The sequence below is a fragment of the Agrilactobacillus fermenti genome (genome assembly GCF_047943045.1).
Classification (GTDB): domain Bacteria; phylum Bacillota; class Bacilli; order Lactobacillales; family Lactobacillaceae; genus Agrilactobacillus; species Agrilactobacillus fermenti.
This window is the reverse complement of sequence record NZ_CP181347.1, coordinates 2,502,771-2,526,190: the sequence shown is the minus strand read 5'-3', so window position 1 is coordinate 2,526,190 and position 23,420 is coordinate 2,502,771. Positions and strand designations below refer to the sequence as shown.

Sequence of the window (23,420 nt, the reverse complement as noted above, 5' to 3'; positions counted from 1 at the left end):
CATGATAGACACAGTGATCAATGTAGAACAAATATTAGGCATCCTTAGGAAACGCATAAAAATAATCGTTATTTTTACCCTGTTAGGTGGGCTCATTGCAGGATTGGGAACGCACTTTTTGATTACACCAAAGTATATTGCTTCTTCAGAAGTGCTTGTTAATCGGAAATATAGTGATGACGCCAATGCTCAATTGAACCAGGCTCAAGCTGATATTCAAATGATCAGTACTTATAAGGATATTATTACCAACCCAATTATTTTGAATGACGTAGCTACTAATTTACATAAGAAAAATGATTTTCATGGTAGTGCGGGTGAACTGGGATCTATGATCAACGTGTCCAGTAAAAGAGACTCACAGGTGTTTTCTGTAAATGTTACTTCTGCGAATCCTTATCTGGCCTCTGATATTGCCAATGAAACAGTGACTGTTTTTCGGCATAAAATTAATAAAATTATGCGCGTTAACAATGTAACAATTATTTCTCGTGCGACACCGAATACGAACCCAGTTTCGCCAGCAATAAAAGAAAATATCGGTGTTGGCTTAATTATTGGTGTGATTTTAGGTGTTTTATTAGCTTTTCTGCGAGAGTATTTTGATAAGACGGTTAAGGATACCGCCTTTATTACGGATACATTGAAATTACCAAACTTGGGGATTGTCTTTGAAATTCCTGATACGGTTAAAAGCTATAAGCCGGAAGCTAGTATACCTACTGATCATAAGGCTGGATCCAAGGATAAACGAGTTAAGGAATAAAGGGCGGTGTAGATTTGAATAAGAAACATAAAGATAGCCCGGCACAAAGTGTTGGTGTTCAATTAATAACGATCGATGATCCTAAATCAACGATTGCTGAACAATTTCGTACGATTCGCACCAATGTGCAATTTTCACAGGTAGATCGCGACATTGATGCGATTATGGTAACTTCCGCAGAGATGTCAGAGGGTAAGTCAACGGTCAGTGCAAACTTGGCTGTTACTTGGGCCAATCAAGGCCAAAATACATTGTTAGTGGATGCTGATTTAAGGCGGCCAACAGTGCATCGTACTTTTAATGTATCCAATATGCACGGATTAACCACATTATTAATGTCCTCAGGCCCCTTTGATTATACGGAAACATTACATAGCACCCAGGTAGATAATTTATATGTGATGCCCTCAGGACCTATTCCACCAAATCCGTCAGAGTTACTGAATACCAAAAAAATGAATCAAGTGATCGCGGACTTAAAGAAGAACTTTGACTTTATCATTTTCGATGCCCCACCAGTCGGCTCGGTGACCGACGCTCAGATTTTAAGCACCAAGACCGATGGGACAATTATTGTCATCCCTCAAGGTAGAGCAAATAAAAGTGCTGTGGTTCACGCTAAAGAAGCTTTAGAGAATGTGCACGCCCAAATTTTAGGTGTCGTTATGAATCGGGTCGCTGATACTGGAGATAGTTATTACGGTGATTATTATGGGGGCTATTACGGGACTAGTGACAAATGATACTTGTGGATCTGCACTGTCATATTTTGCCCGGTGTTGATGATGGCGCTAAAACGCTAGCAGATTCAATCGCGTTAGCTAGAGTTGCTGTTTCTCAGGGAATCAAATATGTTCTCGTGACGCCGCATCATATGAATGGGATTTACATGAATCATCCCAAAGATGTACGTCAGTTGACAAATAAGTTGCAGAAAGCTTTAAATCAAGCTAATGTTCCGTTAAAATTGTTTCCAGGGCAAGAAGTTCATTTGACAGGGGACTTATTGACAGCGATTGACCGTGAAGATATTCTTTTTGCTGACGCAAATCACCATTATTTGATGTTAGAATTACCGCATGATTCTGTGCCAGATTATACGGTAAAAATGGTTGATGAATTATTGGCCCGAGAGATTGTGCCAGTGATCGTTCATCCTGAACGAAATCGTGGACTTTTAGAGAATCCTGATCAACTGTATGAGCTAGTTTCTCTGGGGTGTCTTACCCAATTAACAGCAAGTAGTTTTGTGGGTGTCTTTGGTAAAAAAATACAGCGATTCACAGAAAAGATTGTTAGAGCAAACTTGGGGTTTGTTTTCGCTTCAGATGCCCATAATTTACATGGTAGAAATTATAAAATGATTGAAGCTTTTAAAAAATTAAAACAATTTGATGGGGAATTAGCTGCTAAATATCAAGAAAATGCAGTCAAAATTATAAATGGAGAAGATATTAGTTCTCCAGATATTTATCGAATTCGACAGCAAAAGAAATTTTGGTTTTTTAAAAAGCCAATATTATAGTTGGTTGTAACTACATAATTATTGAACATCAACATCGTCATAGAACATCGTTATTGTTTCAATGAGTTGGTGAATTTAGGAGTGTCCAAAGTGAATGTCAAAATTTTAGTAGCCGCCCACAAACAATACCAAATGCCGGAAGATAAAGGACTTTATCTTCCGATTTTTGTGGGTAAAGCACTTCATGAAAGTGATCAAGTAACATTACCCTATCTCGGTGATAATACAGGAACTAATATCTCTTTGAAAAATCCATTTTATAATGAATTAACCGCACAGTATTGGGCTTGGCATAACCTTGATAACGTAGATGCAGTTGGATTAGTCCATTATCGGCGCTACTTTCGTGATCCAAGTGCAAAAGGAGCAACGCAAAACAAGTTTCAAAGTATTTTAACACAAGGGTCTTTAAATCAATTATTACATGGTCACGATATCATTGTACCTAATAAACGACACTATTATATTGAGACCAACCAGTCTCACTATGTGCATGCACATCATAGTACACCGTTAGCGGTAACACGGCAGGTCATTGAAAAAGACTACCCACGTTATCTCGCAGCCTATGATCAGCAAATGCAGGCGCGTTCGGCACACATGTTCAATATGTTTGTGATGAAGCGGCCGCAGTTTGAAGCCTACTCTTACTGGCTCTTTGATGTTTTAGCAAAGGTGGAAGCGCAAGTTGATATTTCAAACTATTCCTCTTATGAGCAACGCGTTTTTGGATTTATTAGTGAACTTTTATTAGATGTTTGGCTTTATACTACGAACCAGAATTATACAGAGTGCCAGTATATGTTCATGGAGCAGCAGAATTGGGTGAAAAAAGGCGGTAAGTTTCTACTACGGAAATTTAGGCAGCGTTGAAGTATGGAAAATAAGACAAAATTAATGAAAGAGCCGTTAGTATCTATTATTGTACCAGTTTATAACGTACAGTCTTATTTGCAGCAGTGTATTACTTCTTTGAAAAATCAAGATTATTCAAACTATGAAGTTATTATAGTTGATGATGGATCTACCGATAATTCGCGCCAAATTTTAAAAAACGAAGTAACTGATTTATCCAATTTCGTACTTATTCTTGAATCTGAGAATCATGGACAAGCATATGCTCGAAATATTGGACTCGACAAAGCCAAAGGGGATTACATTCTTTTTGTAGATAGTGACGATTATGTTCGAGAAGACTTTGTGAAATCAAGCGTCGCTGCGATAGTTGAGGATGATGTGGACGTAGTAGTTTTCAACATTGTGAATGTGACTGATAAAGGCTCAAGATCTACAAAATGGGGGACGACATTAGATACAGCTTCAACATCTTCTGTAAACAAGATTTATCGTAAAAGATTATGGGAAAATGAACGCTTTTTAGAAGATTATTGGTATGAAGATTTAGGTACTATCCCAATAGTAATGGCAAAAGCACAACATGTAGCGTATCTAGATGAAGATTTATATTATTATCATTCGAAGAATCAAAACTCTCAAACTCATACGAAGGACTTTACTAGATTTTTTGACATTAAACCTATGTGTGATCATGTCTACGCACGAATGGATGAGTTAGGGATATTAAAGGAAAAAATAAATGAAGTAGAAAACCTCTATATTGAACATTATATTGTTAATTCTATATTGAGAAGATTTACAACAGTAAGAGATAGAAAATCAAGAAATACAATCATAGAATTTTTCATTACGGATCTTACGAAAAAGTTTCCAAATTGGCGAGTGGTTATGTACCGGCATAAGGGAACTTCTAATAAACTGAAATATTATATATCGATGTTGTATATAAAAGGATATTACCATTTGGCAGATTTTATTTGGCTAGGGCCTAAACGAATAGCTGATTTTTTGAGGAGAGCCTAGTAAATGAATAAAGTCGTTTTCACAATAAAAAAAATTAGTCGAATGGCATCGAGAAATCTTAACAATATTGGACGTATTCCAACAAAAATTATTTTTTATCAAATGTTATCTTTATTTATATCACGAGTACCTAATCGCTTTGCAAATAGTAAGTCGCATATTTTTAAAAAAAGAGATAAGGTAATATTAGATAACTTAAAGGAGTATGTACCCACTTATATTCCTGATGAACCTTTAAACTCTGATAAAAGATTCACTGTTTGGTCAATGTGGTGGCAAGGCACAGATAACATACCTGATTTATCTCAAGCTTGTTTTGATTCTATAGCTCGATGTTGTCGTAAAAATAACTGGCGATTTGTAATTATTACTTCAGAAAATGTCCATGATTATGTATTTGATTTACCTAGCTATATTTGGGAAAAGTTAGATAATGGTCAAATAACAATTACACACTTTTCGGATATATGTCGTGCATATTTACTGTACCATTATGGTGGTTTGTGGGCAGACAGCACGATTTTTACGACTAACATTCCAAAGAAAATTGAAAATGAAGCTTTCTTTACTATTAAAACAAGTGGCTATAATAATGGTTATTTTATTCCAAATGGTAGGTGGACTGCTTTTTTCATGGGAACACAAGCTCACAATCCACTTGCCTATCTATTATTGCATGCGTTTCTTAATTATTGGCACCAAAATGAAGAGATGATAGATTATTTTTTAATTGATTATTTTATAGAAATAGGTTGTGAAACACAACCAACGATTCAAAATCTACTCAATAGTGTTAAATCAAATAATGAATTTTATAATTTCTTTATGGTCCATGGGAATGATGTTTTTTCAAGAGAAAAATTTCAACGAGTTGAACGTACGGGAACAACCATTTTTAAGCTTGATTTAAAGGCCTACATAGCACAAACAAAAGAAGTCACATTTTACAGTACTTTGTTAAATAATCATTTCATGTATATTGGTGATAACGATGAATCCTAAAATTAGCGTTATAGTAATTATTTATAATATGGAAGCTTACTTAAAGAAGTGTGTGGAGTCTATAATTTGCCAAACTTACACTAATCTTGAAATACTTCTAATTGATGATGGCTCTAACGATAACTCGTTAGCTATCATTCGAGAATATCAAGAAAAAGATTCAAGGATAAAAGTTGTTACAAAAGAAAATGAAGGTAGGGCCAAGACGAGAAATCTTGGGGTAGCAACAGCTTCCGGTGAGTATATTGCTTTCATTGATGCAGATGATTATGTAACGGTAGACTATGTTCAATATCTAGTTGGCCTAACCCAAAATGGTAAATATGATATCGGTGCCTGTCCAGATAGAATCGTATATAAGAAACGTACGATTGATGTAAGTCGAGATTGGAATGAAGAAATTTTAAGTTCAAAAAAATTCTTCGACAAAATGTTTAAAAATGAGCTTTTAAATATAGATATATCAGCACATAGCAAATTAATAAGAACAGCTTTGTTCAAAAAATACAGTTATCCTGCTCAAGTTGAATTTGAAGATGAGTATGTAACGCATAAATTGATCCTTGCGGCAAATGCCATTGTTGTAGGCTTTACTGCAAAGTATATTTATTTAAAACGAGATGATTCGATTGTACGGCAGCCATTCTCTGAAAAAAGACTAGATTTAATTGTTGGAGAAGAAAAGATGGTTGCGGACGTTTGTCATAGATTTCCGGGACTAATTCAAGGTGGCAATCGGCGTTTAGCAGAAATATATATCAATAGCCTCGGGCACATTGCATTGTTAAATAACTTTTCAAAATACTCGGAGATTATCAACGAACTAAAGAATAAATTGTTTCGAAATGGGAAAATCTTAATGAAAGACAGTTACTTCAGTAAAACAAATAAACTGTCCCTGATACTATTAAAGTTAGGGTTTCTGCCATTTCGAATCGTAAATAATGTTTACTATAAATTATTTCGAACATAAGGAGGTGTTAAGGTGATATATATCATAATGTTAATTTCAGCCACATTTTTAGGTATGATCATAGACAGCCAAAGAAAAGAAACGATGAATATTAATGATGGTTCTATTATACAAACCACGGATACTAGCAGAAAAGCAGGTCAATTATTATTATTATTAATTATATTCTTAATTTTACTTATCCCGGCTGCCATTCGTTTTAACGTTGGAACAGACTATCAGTCATATATCAACGATCAGATACCAAGAATGTTATCGGGTGATAACACTGGATTTGAACCATTGTATCGAGTTATTGCTTATTTTTCAGTTGTTATACTACATAACTATCAATGGCTCTATGTATTCACTCACTTGATTTTACTAGTTTTTATACTGAAATTTGTTGATGACAATTCCACCTCGATTGCATGGGGTGTGTTCATATTTATTACGATCACTTTTTATAATACGTCCTTAAACATGATGCGGCAGTCAATAGCAATTTGTGTGTTTTTGTATGCCATAAAATATATAGTTCAACGGCGCCTATTTATATATTTATTTTGGGTTATAGTTGCGTGTGGTTTTCATAAATCGGCAGTGATTTTTGTGCCAATTTATTTAATTACCTATCTTAAATTTAAACCGAAATTAACATCGTTGTTATTGGTTAGTGCACTACCATTGGCTTATGTGATTCGAAAACTAACTTTTTATACTTTGAGCGCTTTAAACCTATATGTGGGCTATTTTAATTCAGGGTTTGATACGGGTAAGTTGACAACAGTATTTTTAATTTGCAACGCCATTGTTTATATTTTTTCGGTTATCGTCTTGTCAAGACAAAGTAAGTTAAGAGCACTATCTCGCTTAGATATCGTGTCATTCTATTTAGAAGCTTTAGCACTGCTAGTTTGTATAACATCCGCTCAAATACCTCTCTCTGCAAGAATTATTTGGATGTTTATGCCAATTCAAATGGTATTAATACCCAATTTGCTTAGAAAAGTTGATAGTAAATCAAATTATATATCTATGAGTTTTCTGTTCATCATAATGTATATTGCAATATTTATTCAACAAATATATATTAATAACTATGGTGCGACGTTACCATATCACACCATCTTTAATGAATTAGTAGAGATAAAAATGAAATTCTAGATTAATATATAGTTATATATCTAATGTTAGTATATTTGGAGGGGAAAATGATAGATGTTTCAATTATTGTACCTTGCTATAATGTAAGTTCATACATTAGTGAAGCCATCGATAGTTTGAAAGCTCAAAATTTTCAAAATAAAGAAGTAATCTTTGTTGACGATGGTAGTACAGACCAGACTGTTCAGATAATTCAGAGGAAAATTCATAATCTTGACTATGCACAATTAATACGTCAGCAAAACGAAGGACCGTCTGTTGCAAGAAATACAGGGTTAAAAATTGCACGGGGAAAATATATTTACTTTTTTGATTCAGATGACGTATTAATTGATCATATGTTAGATGACTGTTTTAACTTTGCTGAAGCGAATAACCTTGATGTTGTTCACTTTAATTGTAAATTGTACTATGAAGATATGAGTGTTAAAGCAAGTGTGGGAGATCAAACAGAATATTTTAAAAATACTTTATTTAAAGCAAATAAAATCTATGATTCAAAGAGTTTTTGCGAACTTTTTTCTAGACAAGCTAGAATACCACCTTGGTTTTTCTTTATTAAAAGAGAAGTTCTAACCGAAAATGATATTCAATTCATGCCTAATATTTTAAATGAGGATGAATTGTTTACACCCGAATTGTTGATTAACTGTCAGTTAATCGGATTTTTGGAGCATGATTACTTAATACATAGAATGCGAGCAAACTCAATTATGACGGTAAGCAATCGAAATGCGAAACAAAGACAATCAAGGCTATTAATAATTCAGAAGTTGAATTTATTACTTAAAGAAAATCATTCATCAAGGTGGAAATCAGATTTTCTCTGTGAAAGATTATGGGGATTGATTAGTCAAGTGAGTTCGTCTACTTTTGATAAAATATTAAGAATACTTAATCAAGATAATTTACTTTTTATATATATGCTCAAGAAAGCATTCAAATTAATTAAATAATTTCTTTGAATCTCAGGGTATTCATAGATAATATTATGTAGATGCAATAACCTGAATTATTCATGGGTGGCATGAGGTAGACAAAATAGTTGAGACTTCTCCGAAATTGGTCTATTTTTTAGCTTTGAATGATAAATTAAAATTATTTTTCAAAATAAATAACGCATAATTTATAGAAATTAAAATAAATCATATCGGTTGGGATTTTAGGGTAAGCTATATAAGCCCTCACTGGATAATTTTTTAAGATCGAGTCATAGGTTTTGAACATTATTTAAAATTCGGAAAAGTAATTTTAATCCTGGGTGTCCCCGACTTAAATTGATCATGGATCATGGTCTTGCTAATGTGCTGAGAATCGTCCGAGCTTTATTAGTGAAATTACCAAATGATGAGAATTGACTACTCGAGTTCAGAATAATTTTTGATTTAAAATTTAAGGCCGTCCGTTGAAAGCTACTCATAGTGTTTCCCTCTTTGTTTTGTGATGTGGTATGGACACTTAAATCGTAACATTTTAGGAAACCTGTGTTTCACCCTTTAGGGGAAGCACTATAATGAAAAACAACGGCGCGGTTTAACGAGTAGCGCTTTTTATATACATACAGTGAATAATCTGGGATTAACTTTTAAGTAGCAGAGTTATTTTACACTTCACTAGATCTGTTTTTATACAACCTAGTCCCATCCAAACCAAACACTTTGTCACTAAAGCTTCCGCTTTCTTGGTCATCATAAACCTCACGCATAATTTCCATACGTGAGTCCATTAGATCCAGCTGATGTAGTAATGTAGCTTCTGGTGTTGCTGGTTTAATTGCAGCGCCCCATTCCAAACGGCCATGATGTGACAAAACAAGATGCCGAAGTAGTAGGAACTTTTCATTTTTAAGTAGTTCGCCATAACTTAAGCCAAATGTTTGAATGCCTTCGCTGACGATTAAACCGTCTATAATAGCAATGTGCTCTAATAAATTCCCAGCCTTGCTTTCCTCATGATCTGTACTATTAGTATAAGCATAAGCTTTGCCAAGGTCATGTAACAAGATCCCAGCGTAAAGCAGACTCTCGTTAATATCAGTTTTATAAATTGTATTCTTTAAAATGCCTTCAGCGGCGAAACACATTGATATGGCATGGGTATACAGTCCACCAATAAAGGCATGGTGCATCTTAATTGCTGCAGGCATATCAAATAGGGGATCAGGAATATCTTGGGCGACTTCTTTGTACAAATCGTTGACGATTTTGTTGTAATCCGGATCAGTGATTTTTTCTACAAAATAACGGATATCTTTTTTTAAAGTTGTGATATCCCAATAGGAGCTAGGGAGAAAGTCTGCTAAATTCTGATTATCACTTAAACTAAGGCTATTTTCATCAATGGTGAATTGAACGGTATCATTGTAGTCACTACGTTTCCCATTGAAGTCGACAACTTTGTTATTGAAAGTTAGCGCAGTATCTGATGCATCCCAGATTTTAAAGGGAATGCGTTTTTCTTTAGTCACTAAAAAACCGCTGGCAAAGGGTTTTCCATTACTACTCGTTTTGAGGACGATTTCTTGGAAAAGTGCTGTACCATTGGTATTGCTATTATTTTGAATGTCATAAAAAGTCATAATTATTTACCTCGTAAGATGCTTATATTTATGATTGTATATCTTAATTTTATCAATCGTTTATATGCAGTGCAATGTTAGAAAAACGGGATATCAAAACAACGCTTTTAATTAAATTATTATTAAATATCAATGACACTTAATAAAAGCTATTAAATGACGATTCAGAACCTATTGAACAAATTAAAATAGAGAAAAAGGTAAAGCAGAAGTTTATAATTAAAAACAATATTCGAAAGACTATTACGTAGTTATTGGGAGGAAAACATTAATTGAATTTTAAATTAGCTAGCATTGGAAGTAACATCAATAAACACAAGATTATATATTATTTTCTCTTATTATCCTTTTGGTGTATTTTGTCCCTTATATATTTATATCCATTTGTAAAAACGCATGCTCTGAATGCTTATGGTGGAGATCTGCCATTTCATTTGGGGCGTATTGAGGAATTGTATCAAGATTTAAGAAGGGGCGTTATTATACCAAGAATCAGCACATTTACTTTTAGGCAGGTAGGAGGGAGTGTTAATTTTTTCTATCCATGGATTGGAACTTATCCATTTGCATTACTCAGGTTTATAATTCCTGGCGGTGTGTCTGCTTATTATGCAGGTATTTATTTGTACACAGTTTTAACATTCATCACGTCATATTATGCAATGGTGAAATTTTCAAGTAACAAAGTTCGGGCAATTATATTTTCTGTCATATATGTATTTAGTGCCTACCGATTTCATGATATGTTTGACCAGTTCGTCTTAGGAGAAGCATTGTGTCTAACTTGGTTACCATTAGTATTTTTTAGTTTTTATGAATTATTATGGGGAGATAAGCATTATTGGAAGCTACTTAGTATCTCTGTTTCATTGGTATTATTTACACATGTATTGACATTTGCTATTCTAATAGTTATTTTGGCTCTGTTATTTATTATGCTATTTTGGAAAATTCAAGATAAATTTCAAAGGTTTAAGCGTTTATTTTGGTCCGTGTTACTAAATATATCTTTAAGTATGATTTTCTGGGGACCAATGCTTGAACAAAGACATTTGAATGATCTACATATGCCATTTAAGGGCCTTGTACTAATAAAAGGACCATATGAGTCGATAGAAAGGGCATTTACCTATTCGTTTTATTACGGAAATAAGTTTGCACAAGTAGATGCTGCTGATTGGGCAATTATTGGGCCGGTATTGATGCTTGTTGTTCTTTTTGGGTGGATTTTTATTAAATACGTTTCCGTAAAAGAGCGGTTTATTTATATCGTGGGTGCTTTGCTTGTCGTTTTGACAACTTCATTAGTACCGTGGGGGCTATTTAATAGTACGCCAATTGGGTTTCTACAATTTCCATATCGGTTATTAGGTATTTCAACAGTTTTTGTTGCTTCTTATGCATCACTACTAGGTGTGATGTTGATACAACGTATTAATAAGGGAAAGCAGTACCCACTATTAACCCTTGTTTCAATCACTTGTCTAGTTTTTGTTCCCGTTTGTGTGACTATGGTGCATGGACGATCTATTTTGAAGCAAAGAAGTGAATTTAACCAATTAAGTGCAAATAAAAGTAAAGTCAAGCCTTATTCCAAATTGTCAAATTTTGAACAGAGTAGACGTATTTTACCAATAAAGTATAGACTAACAGATAAAAATTTTGAAAATATTTTTGGTTATTGGAATGGTTCAACTTTAGACTATTTTCCTAACGCAGCAGTTTCATATGGTCCTAGTATTATGGATAATAAAGTAGTTATAAATCATAAATATGTTAGTGTATTTGAAAAGGAAAGAAAGGTTTCTCCAAACAAGATTGAATATATTTTGAGTGGAAATAAGATTGGAACTTATATAGATTTACCCTTGGTCTACATACATAATGACCAGGTTCTTATTAACCACAAAAAAATTAATAAAGAAAATATTTCTAATCGCGGAACTATCCAGTTCAAATCAGCTGACAAAAGAACTAAAGTTGTTTTAAAGTATATCGACTCCTCTTGGGAGCGACTGTGTACGGCTGTTTCAGTGGCTTCTTGGACTTTCTTAGGACTTGTCAGTACGGTTAACTTTTTTAATAAGAAGCACCGTAAGTTTGAATCATGATTGTTGTGAGATTTTTTAACAGCTTTCAGTGGGTAAATTAATCGATTGTAAAGTACTTTAATACTGTCTTGCATCCAACCTTATGCTGATATAAATAAAAGAAAATTATCAAAATATGGATTCTCTCAGCTTGTTTTTTGTGTATAATCTGTATTATAAGACTTTTGGATCATTAGTGGCTGCTTAAGTTTCACAATATTTATTTAAATGTTAAAATAAGGTAGTTTTGTTTAGGTGTTAAGGAAGAAAATGAACTAGTTAACTGGTTAATAACTACTTTGTAAAGCAACATTTTAATTACTTGATAGTACTTTGGGGAGGATTGAGATGCAAAGGGACGTGAATTTTGACAAAGATACCAGTTACACTGAATTGGAGCATCAATTTTATCGTAGGATTGGGAAACGGATTTTTGATATCGCTATTGCAGTTACAGGATTAACCATCCTATCGCCTGTTTTTCTAATTATTGCAGTGCTTATAAAAATTGAAGATCCTAAAAGTCCAGTGATTTATACACAGGTTCGTGTTGGTTTTAAGCGGCAACGATTTAATATGTATAAGTTTCGCAGCATGGTTGTTGGGGCAGATAAAAAAATTAAGAAATTAATTAAGTATAATGAAGTTGACGGTGCCATGTTTAAAATGAAACATGACCCTAGGGTAACCCACGTTGGTCATTTCATTAGGGAGTATAGCTTGGATGAATTACCCCAATTATGGAATGTGTTGAAGGGTGATATGTCTTTTATTGGGCCAAGACCGCCTTTAGTTCGTGAGGTAAGGAATTATAGCTTGATAGATATGAAAAGACTCCAAGTTAAACCGGGATGCACGGGCTTATGGCAAGTTTCTGGGCGAAACAAATTGAGCTTCAAACAAATGGTGGAATTAGATCTGATTTATATTAATGATTATAGCTTTGCATTTGATTTGAAAATATTTTTTAAAACATTTTATGCGGTCTTGTCTTCTGATGGGGCTTACTAAATGAAGTTCTATACTTTTTGGTGTTGGTGGATGTCAGTCTACCGGCACCTTATTTTTTTACCTAAAATTTATTAAACAATGGGAAATATTGACTTATAGCATCGTAGAAATTTCTACTTGCCAATAGGTGGTAATTTTTAAAAGCACAATTATAGGAATGTTCCGCAGTAAGAATAAAAAACCAATTCTCCAGAAAACTCAATATTAGTAATAATTTCGTTGTTATATTGAACATAAGTACTCATAAATTGGTTTAAAATAAATATAGTTATATCTATCGGTTTATCACATAAATTTAGAATGAGTTGAAATTATCTAGCGGTTAGTTTATTTGAAGATATTCTTTTGGGGGAATAGATTATGAATACTTTAAAGGGTAGTATACGCGTAACAAGTGTGGGCTTATTTGCTGTTATCATATTTTTCTTATTAATTCTACTAGGTTCTAGTACACGCGTTCAGGCCGCGACATCTGCAGATATCCCAACCAATATTCTTGATAAACTCAATAACAGTCAGACAAACCACCAACAAATGCTGCAAACGTCTGATTTAAATTCAGTATTATCAAATAAAGTAATGCTTTTAGCGGCTGCAGCCCCAGCGACGATCGACCAATATCCTGGGTCACAGGGGTTATCTAAAATAGGGGAAGGTACGTTTATTGACAAAGATCATTATTTTCGGCCGATATATACCAGCAGTACCAAAGTTTCCTATGTGGCTGATGCAAATTCAAATGTATCTTATACAGGTGATGATGGCTATGGCGGCCAAAAAGGGAAAATGTTGCTGATCAGGCCAGCAAATAATAGTGTGACCACTTTTGGGGCAACTGTAACCTATACCAATGTTGGTCTTTATAATGGTAAGAACGTTACAATTAAAGCACATGTGATTTGTAATACCGATACAGCTGATCCATCCCGCGCAGGTGGCATTGGGGTCGATGGGACAAGTTTCTTATCTTTACGGATCCATAATTTTTCTACTAAGTGGCGCATTAATAGTGATGTTGCTTACTATGATGATAGTGGGAAGCCACTAACTATCTCCGGTTATTGGAATTTTGGAACGATCAATAATTTGAAGAAATTATTGATTAATAAGCGTTATATCGATAAACTTTTTTATTTAAAACAATCCGGTTCAGATGCTAATAATGGCTATCACATATTCTTTGACAATAGTATGGATCCAACCGGATTTTCAGGTGATCTAAAGGGTGGTTCTGATGGTGATGAAACCAAAATGACCGTCACTTACTCGAATCAGCCTGATTTTCAATATGGTTATGAATCGGTTGGAAAAGACACTGGAGGTAACACTGCAGCCGGAATCAACTTCGAATCTTCTGCTTTAACAAATATTGCCACACCTGATCCAGTAGCAGTTGGTCTAACAAATGACACACCGCTGACGAATACCCCTATTTTTCAAGTGAAGCAGACGGTTCCCTTTGAGAATAATAGTGGTTATTACAGTGATTATAGCCTCAAAGACTCAGTACCTAATTATGTCACAGTTGATCCTAGCGGTGTAAAAGTTGAGTCGGTCGATGGACAAAATGTTTCAAACTTGTTCAATATTAGCGTGCAGCAGAATCAAATTACGGCGACGGCCAAAGATGTGAGTCAAGCATCATTCTATAACCAATTGTATACCTTGGTTATTCCCGGAAAACTAAATATTAGTAACGATGATTGGCGTACGTTACCAACAACAACGATTAATGGTAAAAGTTACAAGACAATTGAAAATCAAGCAACAGCCACGATCAATGGGGTTCAAGTGACAACCAACACTGCGAAAGCACAAGTTTCGATTCCGATTGGATCGTTCACGAATGTTAAACAGCAAAATCAAGTTTATACCGGTAATAATCCTTCAAGTCCAGAAAGTGATGACAGCAAGTGGACTATTTTACAAGCACTAAGCGATTTGAATGCGGGCGAAGTACCTGTCCGTTATCTTTTACAAGCGCAAGTGACCGGTGATTTAACACAATATACAAATGTGGGGATCCAGACAGACGAAAATAATACCAAGCATTTGAATCAAACAGGTGGTCTAGAAATAGCAACGGGTTCGCAAAGCAATTCACAATTAATGAACTTCTTGAATGCCCAATTATCGGTTTCTGCACAGTACCAAATCCAAAATGATAGCCATATTGACCCTGATGCTTGGCAGCCAGTGCCGATGGTCTCTTATAGTGCCGCTGATCCAAAAGGGGTTAATTTGAATCTTGGTTCGGACGTTAGTGTTAAGCCGGGTCAATATGTAGCCTTTAGATATATTGAGCGAGCCTTACCTACGAGTGACTGGGTGTTTAATCGGAACACAGATCCAGATGTGGGGAAGTATTTCTGGAATGATGCGACTTTTTCAGGGGATTATTTAACTGACGCTTCCACCTACCCAGATCAGTCTGCGCGCTTGCGGCTGTATTACACTACGACATCGATCACGCAAGTCCCAAGCCTAATTGATTTTGGGAAGCATGTTGTGGGGTCACAGACAGCCTATTCGAATGAAAAAACAGCCGGTGCATTGGTTGTCAAGAGTGATGAACCAACCCCGACATTTGCCCTGAACGTTCAGTATAAAGATAATAATATGAGTAATAATGGCCAGCATTTGCAGGCCGATACTGGTGATATTATGTTCATCAAAAATCATGGTGGTGATTTTGTGCCTATCACGAATGGTTTTGTTTTGACGCGGCCAACAGGACAAACCGATAGCAGCGATAATGCCTATCAGGATTATGACTTCACCTCACAAATACAACCAGGGGATTTTCAATTGAGAGCACAAAAGGCTTCACAAAAACTAGGGCAGTATAAAGGCGAGGTTGAATGGCAAATTATTAAGTCAACACAATAATGTTGTCACGTGCGTAGGTCATCAAAGGAAAACGCATCGTTTAAAACTAAAAACAGCTAACACAAAATGATTGTTCGTTTCATGTTAGCTGTTTTTTTATATTTGACCATAACCTATCTATCTTAACGTCAACTTGCCGTCTTCGATTTCATAGATTTTGTCAACTAGATCCAACACGCGTTCATCATGGGTCACCATGATTGCAGCTTTATGATTGGTATGGGTCTCTTGGGCGAGCATTTCAACGACTTGTCGACCGCGCGTAGAGTCTAGACTAGCGGTAGGTTCGTCAGCCAAAATGATGGCGGGATCATTGATGAAGGCCCGGGCGATGGCAACCCGTTGGCGTTCACCACCAGATAGTTGGCCAGGCAGGTTGTCTAGGCGATGACGTAAGCCCAAGTGATCTAAGAGGTTGACAATATCTTGATCACTGACCTTAAGTTTAGCCAGCTTAGTGACGTAACGGAGCTGATCTTCGACTGTCAAGTAGGGGATCAACTCGGAGTTTTGAAAAATAAAGCCAATTTCTTTTTGCCGTAATTGGGTTCGTGCTTTGGCACTAAGTTCGGTCACTTCTTGACCAGCAAGGGTAATTCGCCCTTCGGATGGGGTCAGGAGTGCACCGGCGATGGAAAGCAAGGTACTCTTACCAGCACCGCTAGGGCCAACGATTGCAGCAAATTCACCTGGTTTGACGGAAAGACTGACATCTTTTAAGACTTCAATTTTACTTTGACCATCTTGATAATATTTGATGACATGGTTCATGCTTAAGCTATTTGTAGTTTGAATATCTTGATTCATTGTTTTCATTAGGCGTTACCTCCAATGGCACTGACGGGATCAACTTTGGCAATTTTAACAAGGGATACAAGTGAACTGATGACGGCGACAACGATAAAGATACCGGCCGTGAAGGCGATGGTTGAGCCACCCATGATGAATGGCATCCCACTTGGCATGACGTAACTGAGGCCGAAGATAACGAGACTACCGATGGCAATGGCGCCAAGTGTGATCAGACCAATTTCATAGATCAAGTTCCGAGCGAGGTAACTGGTTGATGTCCCGATGGCTTTTAACGTGCCGAACTCTCTTAGTTTTTGAATGGTAATGACATAGAAGAAGACCGCTAGAACCACGATGGAGATGACATATAAGAACGTGATCATCATGGTCAAAGAGCCACTTTCAGCAGAATGTCCCGGAATGTTGTCGATAATCGTTGCTTTAGCTGACTTGGTAAAGCCAGTCAAGTCTAGATTGCTGGCATTACTTTTAGTGGCGACTGTATTGTAAGTCAAACCTTGGGCCATTTGCGGACTGATTGTTTGGTAGAGCTTAGTGGACATGTAGACTACCGGCGTATGGGCGTAGGAAAGATTATTAACGAAACCAATAATTTTCATGTTCTTACCAGAAATACTATCTTTGAGGACACTGCCGACTTTATAGCCGTTTTCCTTTAATTTATCGCTGACGATGATGCCGTTTTTTTGATTGCTTAAAGTTTTGCCATTGGTGGCTGTAGGTACAAAGCTGCTGTTGGCATTCATAGCAAAGTAGGCCACGTCAGTTTTCTTGTCCGCATTATTTTTATTTTGGACGGTGGTTTGTTGGACGTTCATTGCGGTACCACCGACTTGATCCTGAATTTTCTTGGCATCAGCCGTTGAAATTTTAGATCGGTTAAGTCGATTTTCAGAGCCCTTTTGTAAAACAAAGGTTTCGGCCGGGCTTTTTTCTAATGCGGAAGTGGTGTCGTTGGTCAGCCCATTAGCCAATCCGGTAATGAAGAGTACCAAGAAAATGATCAAAAAGATAATTAGACCGACGAGACCATATCTTAATTTTTGTTGTTTTAATTCTCTTAAAGCAAGAAACATAACAATTCCCCCTATATATTGAATCCAATGATAACCAAGCTGCGTTTGACTGGTTGGTTTGTGCCATGCTTAGTTCACGTTTTCGCTTGGCCTTCGATGATTCTAATATAACGGGGGAATGTTAACTGAATATGAACGAAATGTTACAAGTTGTCACTTTTGCGGAAATTTCACCGTAAAGGTGGTCCCGGCAGCTTTTGTGCTGGAGACAATTAATTGGCTATGATGGAGCTGAATGATTTTGTAGGCGATGGCGAGACCTAGGCCACTATGATTGCGAGCCGCGCGGGATTGATCCGATTGATAAAAGCGATCAAAGATCTTTTGCTGCTCAGCCGCTGAGATTGGGGGACCAAAGTTGGTGATCGCCACGGCAACTTCATTGGCAGTTGTTGTTAATTGAACGACAATGTCACTCGCGGCCGGCGCGTAGCGGATCGCATTAGTTAGTAGATTCTGCCAGACTTGAAATAGTAAATCCTGATTCCCCGTGATCGTCGCTTTTTTTAAATGGGCGTCCACAAAAAGATCTTTTTCATCTAATTGATAGGAAAAGGTCTGAATGACTTCACGTAATTGCTGATCCAGCTCAATGGCTTGCTGAAAGTCCAAAGTAGCTTCTTGATCTAGTGTTGCTAACAATAGGAGGTTTTTCGTTAAAGCTGAGAGTCGTTTGGTTTCAGACCGGATGATTTCAACAGCTTGCGCTTTCTGCTGGGGACTGATTTTCGCATCGGCCAACTGGTCAGCATAGCCATTTAAAGCGGCTAGGGGAGATTGTAAGTCGTGGGAGACATTAGCCACAAATTCATTACGGCTGCGCTCTACTTGCGCTAATTGCTGTGTCATAGTTTTGAAACTAGTGGTTAATTGACCAATTTCATCGCTGCCATGGTCGGCCAAATGAACTTGAAAGTCGCCGCTAGCAATGTGACTGGTTGCTTGAGTCAATTGCTTGAGGGGATGAACGAGGCGCCGTTCAGCCACAATGATCAATAGGAAAAGACCCAGCAAGCCACTGATCACACCGATCAACACAAGATAGCCGCGGAGTTCACCAAACTGGGCATTGGCATTAGGTCGAATGAAGAGGGCTTGCTTATTTTTTAAAGGAACACCGATCGTATTATGGATATCATTGGCAAAAAAGCCGGTGATGAGTGGGCCGTGGTCATACTGACGAATCCCATGATAAACATGACCAGATTGGACTTGTTCACGGGCACTGGCATTAAGCTGAGCAATGCGAAAGGGTTCACCGTAATAGTGGGGCTGGGCTTTGTTCGTGTAGACCGCTAAATCATAGCCGGTTTTGGCAACACTTTTAAGATAATTCGGACCTTCATTTTTAGGAAGGTGGTTATAAAAGCGTTGGACATTTTTAGCGATGGCAGTTATTTTAGCATCATTTTTGGGCTTTAGGACGTGATGATAGTATTGATTGGCTACCAAGAAACCAATGCCAAAACTAAAAATCAAAATGAGACAGGTCCACATAATAACTTTGTGGGAAAGACTGCGTTTAAATATGCTCATCCCTGCACCTCGAGGCGATAACCTAAGCCTCTAACAGTAACGATACGCACAGTTTGATCATCGGCAAGATGATCGCGCAGCCGTTTGATATGGACATCTACGGTACGGTCAGAGCCTTCGTAATCTGCCCCCCAAATGTTAGTCAGTAATTGATCCCGGTTAAAAATCTGATTGGGATGTTGCGCTAAACTTTCTAACACTTCAAACTCTTTACGGGGCAAGAACAACTCTTGATCTCCCTTGGTCAGACTGTAGTTATTGCTGTCTAAAATCAAGTCGCCCACGGTAAGCTTTGTTTGGGTATCACCTTGGTAACGGCGGAAAAGAGCCTGCATTTTAAATAGTAATTCACGGATATCAAAGGGTTTCGTTAAATAGTCATCAGCCCCAGCTTCATAACCTTGCTGTTTATCAAAAATATCACTTTTAGCGGTCAAAATTAAAATAGGGAGTTCTTTTTTCTGCGTACGGATGGCTTTGGTGACAGCGAAGCCATCTTTTTTTGGCATCATAACATCTAGAATAGCCATATCAATCGGCTTTTGTGTGCCAACTTGAACGGCTTGGGCGCCATCATTGGCTGTCAAGATGGTATAACCTTGCTCAGATAGCTGCCTTTTGACCAATAAGCGGAGGTCAGCGTTGTCATCGGCAATTAAAATTGTTCTCATAATTTTCCTCCTGAGGGCATCGTGGATTTATGTAGGACAGTAATGATGCTTAAAGTATAGCGATAATCGGGTATTTTAACAAAACACGAACATTATAATTAAATTAATGTAATAATGTTTGTAAAAACTATTGACAATTATTAAGTTGACCTTTAGACTGAAAACACAAACATTAGAAAAGAGGTCGTGATGGTGGTATCTGTTGCAATTGTGATGGGATCAAAGTCTGACTGGGATACGATGAAATTGGCAGCCGAACAATTAACTGAACTTGGTGTGCCATTTTCTAAGCAAGTTATCTCAGCCCACCGAATGCCCGATGAAATGATGGATTTTGCGGATAAGGCTCGTGATAAGGGGCTTAAAGTGATTATTGCTGGCGCTGGGGGTGCGGCACACTTACCCGGGATGATCGCGGCAAAGACTACGTTACCAGTGATCGGGGTACCAATAAAAACACGAACATTAAATGGTCTGGATTCGTTGCTGTCCATCGTACAAATGCCGGCAGGTGTGCCAGTCGCAACCGTAGCGATCGGTTCGGCAGGCGCCCGCAATGCAGCGCTATTGGCTGCCTCAATTTTAAGTGTGACGGATACAGCTCTTACCCAGCGCCTACTTGAATTTCGTCAGACCCAACATCAATCCTCAGTAGAAAGCAGTGAGCAGCTTGTTGAATAATGATGTGATTTTACCGCCTGCTACCATTGGAATTATCGGTGGCGGTCAACTTGGTCAAATGCTGGCTTTAAGTGCTAAAAGTATGGGCTACAAAGTGGGCATTCTGGATCCAACACCAGATGCACCCGCAGCTCAAGTCAGCGACTTTCAAATCGTGGCTGCCTATGAAGACCAAGCTGCTATGGATGAACTGATCCAGCGTTGTGATGTCTTGACTTATGAGTTTGAAAATGTTGCTACGACAACTCTTAAGTCACTTTCAAGCCGACAATTGCCCCAAGGTGTTGACCTATTAGCTATTACATCTGACCGGTTAAATGAAAAGAATTTTTTACGCCAACATCAGTTACCCACGGTTGCCTTTGCGGCTGTGAATGATGACCATAGTTTTGAAGCAGCTGTGAGGTCTGTTGGTTTGCCCGCAATTTTGAAAACAACGAGTGGCGGCTATGATGGGCATGGTCAAGTTGATATTAATACAGCTCGTGATTATGCAGCTGCCCAGGAACTGTATACCCAAACAACTTGTATTTTAGAAGCGCGGTTAGATTTTACTAAAGAGGTCTCAGTTATGGTGACCCGTACAGTAACAGGGAACGTTCGTGTTTTTCCGCTTTCAGAAAATCAGCATTCGGCTCACATTTTGCATCGCAGCATTGTCCCTGCCCGCGTATCATCTGAGATCGTGCAGCAAGTGGTTCAAGCGGCCACCACGATTGCCAAAGGGTTAGAGCTGCGCGGTGTTTTAGGTATCGAATTTTTCGTGACTGAAGCCAATCAACTGGTAGTCAACGAACTCGCGCCACGGCCCCATAATTCTGGTCATTATAGTATTGAAGCCTGCAATGTTTCTCAATTTGAAGCCCACATTCGCAGTATTTGTGGGTTGCCGATCCCAGAAATTCGGCAAATACAACCAGCTGTAATGTTTAATCTGTTGGGTGAAGAGTTAAGTCTTGCCCGGCAGCAATTACCACAGCACCCAGAGTGGCATTTTCATGACTACGGCAAAGCAGAGATTCGGCCGCAACGCAAACTAGGTCATGTGACGATTCTAGGGCCAGAACTCAGTCCCTTGATCACAGCTGCTTTAGCATTTGAAAAACAAGATAAAGGAGTGCCAAACGTTGACTAAGACAGAATTACTATATGAAGGTAAAGCTAAAAAAATCTATGCCACTGAAGATCCTGAAGTTATTTTAGCGGTCTATAAGGATCAAGCCACGGCGCGAAATGGCAAAAAGAAGGTCAATGTGGCCCATAAAGGGACGTTGAATAATCAGATCACGAGTCATTTATTCAATTATTTAAAGGCCAACGGGGTTGCCTCACACTTCATTAAGCAGGTTTCAGCGACAGAACAATTGCTACATAAAGTTAAAATGATTCCCTTAGAAGTAGTTTTGCGTAACTTGGCTTCTGGGCATTTCGAAACCAAATTCGCGGTACCGCACCTAATGCAATTTAACCGGCCTATCGTGGAATTTTATTACAAAAGTGATGCATTAGATGATCCTTTTATCAACGATGCGCAGATCTTGGCGTTAGAGATTGCCACTGAAGCACAAATTGAAGCTTTGAAAACCAAAGCCCTATTAGTTAATCAAGTTTTGAAACAATTATTCGATCAATTGGGGATCACACTAGTGGATTTCAAACTGGAATTTGGTTTGACTAGTTCAGGAGAGATTCTTTTGGCTGATGAGCTGTCCCCAGATAATATGCGCTTGTTGGATAAAAAAACCCAGCAGTCCTTAGATAAAGATATTTTTCGTAAGGGGTTAGGGGATATGATCCCAGCCTATCAGGAAGTCTTACATCGTATTGAAGATAAGGAGCAAAATGCCAATGTACTTAGTTAAAATCTATGTGACTTATAAACCTTCGATTCTTGATCCCAAGGGCGAGAGCATCAAAGCGGCCCTACATCGGATGGACTATTCACAAGTTGAGAATGTCACCATGGGCAAATATTTTGAATTGCAGCTTGCGGCAGATACGAAAGATGTTGATGCCGTTGTGAAAGCCTTATGTGACCAATTGTTAGTCAACGTCAATATGGAAACCTATCGTTACGAAATCGAAGAAGTGGAGATGGCCTAATGCGTTTTGCAGTGATCGTTTTCCCTGGTTCTAATTGTGATGCGGATATGTATTATGCCGTGCAAGACCAATTACAAGCTGAAGTGACCTATGTACCGCATACAGCTACTCAATTAAATGACATTGATGCGGTTTTGATTCCAGGTGGATTTTCCTACGGCGATTATTTACGAACGGGGGCCATTGCCCGGTTTGCACCGATTATGCCGGCAATCATTGATTTTGCCAATAACGGCGGCTTAGTTTTGGGCGTTTGTAATGGCTTTCAGATTTTAACGGAAGCTGGCTTATTACCAGGAGCATTGCATGAGAATAAGGATTTAGCTTTTATTTGTAAAGATGTTCAATTGACAGTGGCTAATCCTAACACGCCTTTTTCGAACCGTTTTGAAAAAGATGAGGTGATCACGTTACCTGTGGCTCATGGCGAAGGTAACTATTACTGTGATGCAGAAACGTTGGCACAGTTAGAAGCAAATCATCAAATCGTTTTTCGCTATCAAGATAATCCCAATGGTAGTGTGGCTGATATTGCAGGGATCTGCAATGAACGTGGTAATGTTTTAGGGATGATGCCTCACCCAGAGCGTGCGGTGGAAGCTATCTTAGGCAATACTGACGGGCAGCGTTTATTAAGTTCTTTGTTGAAATAGACAGCAAATTTGAGTGAATTCAATTA

22 protein-coding genes are annotated in these 23,420 nt (G+C 37.6%); 17 read left to right on the top strand and 5 right to left on the bottom strand.

Annotation, left to right across the window (positions count from 1 at the left end; translation table 11 throughout):
• The first annotated feature begins 1 nt into the window (after position 1).
• The 9 genes from ACNAN0_RS12540 to ACNAN0_RS12500 all read left to right on the top strand — a co-directional run bounded on the left by ACNAN0_RS12540 (position 2) and on the right by ACNAN0_RS12500 (position 8,249).
• Positions 2-766 (top strand): YveK family protein, encoded by a 765-nt coding sequence (locus ACNAN0_RS12540; RefSeq protein ID WP_230913101.1) that lies wholly within the window; start codon positions 2-4, stop codon positions 764-766.
• Positions 767-780: 14 nt separating this feature from the next.
• Complete coding sequence (locus ACNAN0_RS12535) at positions 781-1,509, top strand: CpsD/CapB family tyrosine-protein kinase (protein ID WP_230913102.1); 729 nt, start codon at positions 781-783, stop codon at positions 1,507-1,509.
• Complete coding sequence (locus ACNAN0_RS12530; RefSeq protein WP_416353471.1) at positions 1,506-2,291, top strand: tyrosine-protein phosphatase; 786 nt, start codon at positions 1,506-1,508, stop codon at positions 2,289-2,291. The genes ACNAN0_RS12535 and ACNAN0_RS12530 overlap by 4 nt, the downstream gene beginning before the upstream one ends.
• 90 nt (positions 2,292-2,381) lie before the next feature.
• Positions 2,382-3,164 carry a DUF4422 domain-containing protein gene (locus ACNAN0_RS12525; protein WP_416353469.1) on the top strand — a complete coding sequence of 261 codons (783 nt, stop codon included), beginning with the start codon at positions 2,382-2,384 and terminating at the stop codon, positions 3,162-3,164.
• A 3-nt stretch (positions 3,165-3,167) separates the two neighbouring features.
• A complete protein-coding gene (locus tag ACNAN0_RS12520) occupies positions 3,168-4,172 on the top strand; it encodes a glycosyltransferase family 2 protein (protein WP_416353468.1) in 1,005 nt (334 codons plus the stop codon).
• Between the two features lie 3 nt (positions 4,173-4,175).
• Positions 4,176-5,174, top strand: coding sequence for a capsular polysaccharide synthesis protein (locus ACNAN0_RS12515; RefSeq protein WP_230913106.1), 999 nt, complete (start codon positions 4,176-4,178; stop codon positions 5,172-5,174).
• The gene (locus ACNAN0_RS12510; protein ID WP_416353467.1) at positions 5,164-6,147 is read left to right on the top strand and encodes a glycosyltransferase family 2 protein; all 984 of its coding nucleotides are present in this window, start codon (positions 5,164-5,166) and stop codon (positions 6,145-6,147) included. Before ACNAN0_RS12515 ends, ACNAN0_RS12510 begins: the two co-directional genes overlap by 11 nt.
• 12 nt (positions 6,148-6,159) lie before the next feature.
• Positions 6,160-7,293, top strand: a complete 1,134-nt coding sequence (locus tag ACNAN0_RS12505) for an EpsG family protein (protein WP_230913108.1) — start codon at positions 6,160-6,162, stop codon at positions 7,291-7,293.
• Positions 7,294-7,340: 47 nt separating this feature from the next.
• Entirely contained in the window at positions 7,341-8,249 is a 909-nt protein-coding gene (locus ACNAN0_RS12500; RefSeq protein ID WP_230913109.1) for a glycosyltransferase, read from the top strand.
• Positions 8,250-8,896: 647 nt separating this feature from the next.
• On the opposite strand, the gene ACNAN0_RS12495 is transcribed toward ACNAN0_RS12500, so the two are convergent.
• Positions 8,897-9,871: a 3'-5' exoribonuclease YhaM family protein gene (locus tag ACNAN0_RS12495; RefSeq protein WP_230913110.1), complete on the bottom strand. Its 975-nt coding sequence runs from the start codon at positions 9,869-9,871 to the stop codon at positions 8,897-8,899.
• A gap of 272 nt (positions 9,872-10,143) precedes the next feature.
• Here ACNAN0_RS12495 and ACNAN0_RS12490 point away from each other — a divergent pair, with 272 nt between their 5' ends.
• From ACNAN0_RS12490 to ACNAN0_RS12480, 3 genes are all read left to right on the top strand, one after another.
• The gene (locus ACNAN0_RS12490; RefSeq protein ID WP_230913111.1) at positions 10,144-11,982 is read left to right on the top strand and encodes a hypothetical protein; all 1,839 of its coding nucleotides are present in this window, start codon (positions 10,144-10,146) and stop codon (positions 11,980-11,982) included.
• A gap of 339 nt (positions 11,983-12,321) precedes the next feature.
• The gene (locus ACNAN0_RS12485; protein WP_416353466.1) at positions 12,322-12,972 is read left to right on the top strand and encodes a sugar transferase; all 651 of its coding nucleotides are present in this window, start codon (positions 12,322-12,324) and stop codon (positions 12,970-12,972) included.
• 360 nt (positions 12,973-13,332) lie between these two features.
• Positions 13,333-15,861 carry a hypothetical protein gene (locus tag ACNAN0_RS12480; RefSeq protein WP_230913113.1) on the top strand — a complete coding sequence of 843 codons (2,529 nt, stop codon included), beginning with the start codon at positions 13,333-13,335 and terminating at the stop codon, positions 15,859-15,861.
• Between the two features lie 117 nt (positions 15,862-15,978).
• Here the strand turns inward: ACNAN0_RS12480 and ACNAN0_RS12475 are convergent, their stop codons facing one another.
• The 4 genes from ACNAN0_RS12475 to ACNAN0_RS12460 all read right to left on the bottom strand — a co-directional run bounded on the left by ACNAN0_RS12475 (position 15,979) and on the right by ACNAN0_RS12460 (position 19,957).
• Positions 15,979-16,677 carry an ABC transporter ATP-binding protein gene (locus ACNAN0_RS12475; RefSeq protein WP_230913114.1) on the bottom strand — a complete coding sequence of 233 codons (699 nt, stop codon included), beginning with the start codon at positions 16,675-16,677 and terminating at the stop codon, positions 15,979-15,981.
• Positions 16,677-17,750, bottom strand: a complete 1,074-nt coding sequence (locus ACNAN0_RS12470; RefSeq protein ID WP_416353465.1) for an ABC transporter permease — start codon at positions 17,748-17,750, stop codon at positions 16,677-16,679. The genes ACNAN0_RS12475 and ACNAN0_RS12470 overlap by 1 nt, the downstream gene beginning before the upstream one ends.
• 153 nt (positions 17,751-17,903) lie before the next feature.
• Positions 17,904-19,247: a sensor histidine kinase gene (locus ACNAN0_RS12465; RefSeq protein WP_416353464.1), complete on the bottom strand. Its 1,344-nt coding sequence runs from the start codon at positions 19,245-19,247 to the stop codon at positions 17,904-17,906.
• A gap of 35 nt (positions 19,248-19,282) precedes the next feature.
• A complete protein-coding gene (locus ACNAN0_RS12460) occupies positions 19,283-19,957 on the bottom strand; it encodes a response regulator transcription factor (RefSeq protein WP_416353463.1) in 675 nt (224 codons plus the stop codon).
• 189 nt (positions 19,958-20,146) lie between these two features.
• Here ACNAN0_RS12460 and purE point away from each other — a divergent pair, with 189 nt between their 5' ends.
• Genes purE through purQ form a run of 5 tightly spaced genes read left to right on the top strand, consistent with a single transcriptional unit; the run spans position 20,147 to position 23,394 of the window.
• Positions 20,147-20,638 carry a 5-(carboxyamino)imidazole ribonucleotide mutase gene (gene purE / locus ACNAN0_RS12455; RefSeq protein ID WP_416353462.1) on the top strand — a complete coding sequence of 164 codons (492 nt, stop codon included), beginning with the start codon at positions 20,147-20,149 and terminating at the stop codon, positions 20,636-20,638.
• On the top strand, positions 20,628-21,773 hold the full coding sequence (gene purK, locus ACNAN0_RS12450) for a 5-(carboxyamino)imidazole ribonucleotide synthase (protein ID WP_416353461.1): 1,146 nt from the start codon (positions 20,628-20,630) through the stop codon (positions 21,771-21,773). The genes purE and purK overlap by 11 nt, the downstream gene beginning before the upstream one ends.
• Positions 21,766-22,500 carry a phosphoribosylaminoimidazolesuccinocarboxamide synthase gene (gene purC / locus ACNAN0_RS12445; protein WP_416353460.1) on the top strand — a complete coding sequence of 245 codons (735 nt, stop codon included), beginning with the start codon at positions 21,766-21,768 and terminating at the stop codon, positions 22,498-22,500. The genes purK and purC overlap by 8 nt, the downstream gene beginning before the upstream one ends.
• The gene (gene purS, locus ACNAN0_RS12440) at positions 22,487-22,741 is read left to right on the top strand and encodes a phosphoribosylformylglycinamidine synthase subunit PurS (protein ID WP_416353459.1); all 255 of its coding nucleotides are present in this window, start codon (positions 22,487-22,489) and stop codon (positions 22,739-22,741) included. The genes purC and purS overlap by 14 nt, the downstream gene beginning before the upstream one ends.
• Positions 22,741-23,394, top strand: coding sequence for a phosphoribosylformylglycinamidine synthase subunit PurQ (gene purQ / locus ACNAN0_RS12435; RefSeq protein WP_416353458.1), 654 nt, complete (start codon positions 22,741-22,743; stop codon positions 23,392-23,394). Before purS ends, purQ begins: the two co-directional genes overlap by 1 nt.
• Positions 23,395-23,420: the final 26 nt, after the last annotated feature.